Source organism: Streptomyces sp. NPDC059037, from assembly GCF_042740015.1.
Taxonomy (GTDB): Bacteria; Actinomycetota; Actinomycetes; order Streptomycetales; family Streptomycetaceae; genus Streptomyces.
In genome coordinates, this window is record NZ_JBHYIG010000293.1 from 1 (window position 1) to 4,682 (window position 4,682).

The window sequence follows — 4,682 nt, forward strand, 5'->3', positions numbered from 1 at the left end:
CTTCATAAACAATTGATTTGTCTTGGGCAGCGTCTGTTGTGTATATGAGAATGGATACAGCGTCGTGTGCTTGAACGACGACGTCGCACCGTCGAAGCCGTACGTCCCCCGGTACGCCGGAGGGTTCTGGTACTCGCCGACGATCGTGATCGTGTTCGCGCACGATCCCTGGCCCGCGCGCTTGGCGTCCAGGCGGATGGTGTCGCCGATGAGGCCGCCCGTGATGTCCCACGGCGCGCCGCAGATACCGGCGGTGATCTGGCCGCCCGTCACCACGTGCGGGTAGGTGTTCGGGTTGTACTTCACCTCGATGGCGAAGGTGATCGCGCCGTTGTGCAGCTCCATCTTGCACGCGGTGGAGACCGCCTCGGCGGACACCTCCTGGGGCGCGGCGAACGCCTCGTCGCGCGTCTTGACCTCGGCGCCCTGCGGATTGTGGAAGCGGTGCTCCGCGCGGGCCTGGCCCTTCTGCTTACGTGCCTGAGTGGTCATGAAAACCCTCCTCTCGTGGTGCGACCGGTCAGGCCAGCTGCTCGGAGACCTCGACCCGCAGCAGCGCGCGGACGTTCTCGATGTGGTTGAGCACGGTCACGGTCGAGGAACCGGCGAACAGCAGGCCGAGTGCGACGTTGTCGAGCGAGGTCACCAGGGACCCCGAGTCGCCGCCCGCCGAGATGTTCGTCGTCAGGATCTGGTCCTTGAAGCGGGCCGTGCCCGCCGTGCCGTAGTTGACGTCGATCGTCGCGTCGACGGCGATGATCCGGCCGAAGGAGATGTTGGTCGTACGGCCGGTCTTCTTCACCAGGTCGCCGACGGCCACGTTCGCCTTGCGGCGCCAGGCGCGCGGCGCACCGCTGAAGTACGTCTCACGGGTCGCGTCCTGGAAGTCGACGGCGCCGAGCGCCGCGTCGACGACGTTGTTGTGCCGCTCCAGCGGGATCTGCGGCGCGAACTGGATCGTGATGAAGCGCTCCAGGGTCGCGATGCGGTCGGCGGGGTCCTGGCCGCCGTCGAAGATCCCCGGCTGCACGATCGCGCTGCCCAGCTGGGCGCGGTTGGAGTCGGCGAGCACGTGGTTGTTGGACAGGATGTAGAACTTCGCCGGTACGCCGAGGCCGGCGCCCGGCGGGTCGACGGAGGCGCCGGGCAGGAAGTCGTAGACCACGCTGCCGAGCGTGCCTGCCGTCACCCGTACGTTGCCGACCGAGAAGCCGGAGGGGCACGGGCGCATCCGGCGCTTGAGGAGCTGCGGCTCGAACGCGCCGAGTCCGGCGAGCTCTTCCAGCATGGGCTGCGAAAGGCCGCCGAGCTGCTCGCTCACACCGCCGTCGGGGCCGTACGTCACCGAACGGTCCTCGGTGCGGCCCGACTTGCGCTGCTGCCGCTGCGCGGCGACGTGGCCGACGGCGATGACGTCGGTGGGGGTGCCGTCGTCCATCTGGGAGGGGATCACGTCCCGCTCCGGGAGCATGGACTCCGGAACCTTCTGGGTCACGAACACCATGACCGCGGGTTCGCCCGTGGGCTCGCCGTTGATCCACTTCACGCCGTGGCCGAAGCCGACGACGTTGGCCAGCGACGTCTGGGGGCCCAGGAAGTCCCCTGTCGCCTGCTGACGTGAGCTGTCACTGAGCTGACCGCCGGTGGGTCCTCGCATCAATTCGGGCTGGCTCACCACGCCAGACCACCTCTTCCCCTTGGTTGAAGGGTGGAGTTCCGGGCCGCTTGCGCAGGTCGTCCCGCTGAGCCTCGTCCTACTGCGCTGTGGTCTCGCCGATGGCGAGCACACGCACGGGGACGCCTTCGAGCCGATCCGGAATCACGTCTTCGTCACGGAGCCGGTCGCGGGGCACTGTGCGGGTGACGAACACGACGATCACGTCCGCCCCCGAGTGCTCGTCCTTTCCGATGCCGACTCCGGTGACATTGGCCAGCTTCATCAGCCGGTCCTCATGGAGGCTGCGTGCCTGCTGTGCGTCCACGCGGCTCGCCTCCCCCAACGGGTGATGCAGGTAGGGGATGTCTATTGCCGTGTGGATCGCGGGTCAAGGCGTTCCGCACGAAATCTTGGCTTTACGGGTGATCCGCGCCTGTTGACCTTCTTTACGAAGATTCTTCCGGCTGCTGGTTCACGTACGCAGATGGGACGCCCCGTTGAGGTCGAGCACCGAGCCGGACGCCCACTCCGCCACCGGCGACGCCAGCCACAGCACCGCCGCCGCGATCTCCTCCGCTGTCCCCGCCCGACCGAACGGACTCTGCGCACGGATCGCCGCGCCCTCCGCCCCGCTGAGCCGGTGCGCCACCCGCTCCGTCTCGAAGAAGCCGGGCGCGACGGACGCCACCGCGATGCCGTGCGGGGCCAGCGAGACGGCCAGGGACTGCCCGAGCGCGTGCACGGCCGCCTTCGTCGCCCCGTACGCCGGGTGATCCGGCTCGCCCCGGAACGCGCCGCGCGAGCCGATGTTCACGATCCGGCCGCCCGAGCCCTGGTCGATCATCCGCCGGGCCGCCAGATGGCTGAGGTTCGCCGTGGCGAGGAGATTCACGGACACATGCCGCTGCCACAGCTCGGCCCAGTCCTCGTACGACGTGTCGGCGAGCGGATGCGGCAGGTTCACGGCGGCGTTGTTCACCAGGACGTCGATGCCGCCCAGCGCCTCGGCGGCCCGCCCCGCGACATCGGCGGCGCCCGCCGGATCCGACAGGTCACCGCCCACCAGCACATGCCCGCCGCCCGTCAGCGAGTCGAGCGTCGCCCGCGCCTCCTCCTCGCGCGAGCCGTAGTGCACCGCGACGCGGTCCCCGTTCTCCGCGAAGGCCTGCGCGAGAGCCCTCCCCAGGCCTCGGGAGGCTCCGCTGATCAGGACACGGCGGCCACTGGCTGGCAGGTTCATGGAAGGAAGCCCCTTGACGTCGGACAGTGTTCAACCGCCGTTTATACGCGAGCGGGAACGTGACGCCGACAGCAGCCCGGCCTATCCTCGCCGCCTGCGACCGAGCCCCACGCAGTCCGTCCGTAGTCCGCTCGTACGCGCCTTTGGAGAGATCATGTCGCTCACCCGCAGGGACTTCGCCAGACGCTCCGCGATCACCGGCGCCGGGGTCGCGCTGGCCGGCAGCGTCGGCGCGCTCGCCACCGCACCCGGCGCGCTCGCCGCCACCGAGACGGAAGGCGTCGACGCGGACGGCGCCGACGCGACGTACGGCGCCCCCGGCTACGGTCCGCTCGTCCCCGACCCGAAGGGCCTGCTCGCGCTGCCCGCCGGGTTCTCGTACCGCGTCCTCACGTACAGCGGCAAGACGAAGCTGGAGACCGGCGAGTTCACGCCGTCCAACCACGACGGCACGGCCACCTTCGAGGGCCCGCGCGGTGTGACCCTGCTCGTCAACAACCACGAGCTGAGCGGCCCCCGCTCCAAGTGGAAGCACCCGGTCCCGCTCACCGAGGGCCTCGTCTACGACCCCGCCGCGTCCGGCGGCTGCACCGTCGTCGAGGTCCGCCGCGACGGACAGGTCGCCGAATGGGTCGGCATCGCGGGCACCGCCACCAACTGCGCGGGCGGCAGCACTCCTTGGGGCACCTGGCTGACCGGCGAGGAGACCGAGGACCGGGCCGGCGAGAACGGCATGACCAAGGACCACGGCTACGTCTTCGAGGTCGACCCCCTCGACAAGCGCGCCAACCGCGACCCCAAGCCGATCAAGGCGCTGGGCCGCTACGCCCACGAGGCCGTCGTCGTCGACCCCAAGCGCGGCCACCTCTACCTCACCGAGGACGCCTCCGGACCCAACGGCCTGCTCTACCGCTGGACCCCGCCGAAGGGCTTCGAGCACGGCCGCGGCAAGCTGCGCACCCTGGCGGACGACGCCGGCGTACTGAAGGCCCCCAAGTGCTACGACTCCGGCGGCCGCTTCGTGGACGACCTGTCCCGCGCCACCAAGACCGGCACGGTGTACGGCGTGGACTGGGCGGAGGTCCCCGACCGCGACGCCCGCACGGTCCCGGTGCGCGAGCAGTTCGACGACGGCGACATCACGCGTGCCCGCAAGCTCGAAGGCATGTGGTGGGGCGACGGCGGCGTCTACATCGTCGCGTCGTACGCCCGTGACGAGAGCCCCGTCCACCACGACGGACAGGTGTGGTTCTACCACCCGGCCCGCCGCACCCTGACCCTGAAGGTCCTCCTCGGCGTCAACGAGGACCCCTCCAAGGACGGTGCCTTCGACGGCCCGGACAACATCACCGTCTCCCCGTACGGCGGCCTCGTCATCGCCGAGGACGGCGACGGCATCCAGCACCTCTTCGGGTCGACCGACCGCGGCCGCACGTACCCGATCGCCCGCAACGACCTCAACGCGGGCACCCCGGAGAAGCCCTCCTACAGCGAGTTCACCGGCGTCACGTTCTCGCCCGACGGCAAGACGCTCTACGCCAACATCCAGTCGCCCGGCATCATGCTGGCGATCACCGGGCCGTGGCGGAGGCAGCGCGGCTAGGAGCGGGACCGGCCGGGGGCGTTGACCGCGCGCACGGAGTCGTTGTCGACGCGCGCGTACCAGCCGGACGAGTCGGCGGCGAGGTCGGTGATCTCGCCGCCCCCCCGCCCGATTGCCCCCCACCCGGCCCCCCGCCCTGTGAGAGCCGAGTTTGTGTTTTTAAAAAATGAAGGCGCGCCCCA

Annotated in this window: 5 protein-coding genes; 1 reads left to right on the plus strand and 4 read right to left on the minus strand. The window is 70.0% G+C overall.

Annotation, left to right across the window (positions count from 1 at the left end; genetic code table 11):
• From ACFWY6_RS38190 to ACFWY6_RS38205, 4 genes are all read right to left on the minus strand, one after another.
• Positions 1-492 (minus strand): hypothetical protein (locus ACFWY6_RS38190; RefSeq protein WP_384700446.1); only part of this gene is annotated, 492 nt, incomplete at its 3' end.
• Positions 493-520: 28 nt separating this feature from the next.
• Positions 521-1,675, minus strand: a complete 1,155-nt coding sequence (locus ACFWY6_RS38195; RefSeq protein ID WP_384700448.1) for a hypothetical protein — start codon at positions 1,673-1,675, stop codon at positions 521-523.
• Positions 1,676-1,754: 79 nt separating this feature from the next.
• Positions 1,755-1,982, minus strand: a complete 228-nt coding sequence (locus ACFWY6_RS38200) for a hypothetical protein (protein ID WP_384700450.1) — start codon at positions 1,980-1,982, stop codon at positions 1,755-1,757.
• 147 nt (positions 1,983-2,129) lie between these two features.
• A complete protein-coding gene (locus ACFWY6_RS38205; protein WP_384700452.1) occupies positions 2,130-2,897 on the minus strand; it encodes an SDR family NAD(P)-dependent oxidoreductase in 768 nt (255 codons plus the stop codon).
• A gap of 154 nt (positions 2,898-3,051) precedes the next feature.
• Between ACFWY6_RS38205 and ACFWY6_RS38210 the strand changes: the two genes are divergently transcribed.
• Positions 3,052-4,500: an alkaline phosphatase PhoX gene (locus tag ACFWY6_RS38210; RefSeq protein WP_384700454.1), complete on the plus strand. Its 1,449-nt coding sequence runs from the start codon at positions 3,052-3,054 to the stop codon at positions 4,498-4,500.
• Positions 4,501-4,682 lie beyond the last annotated feature (182 nt).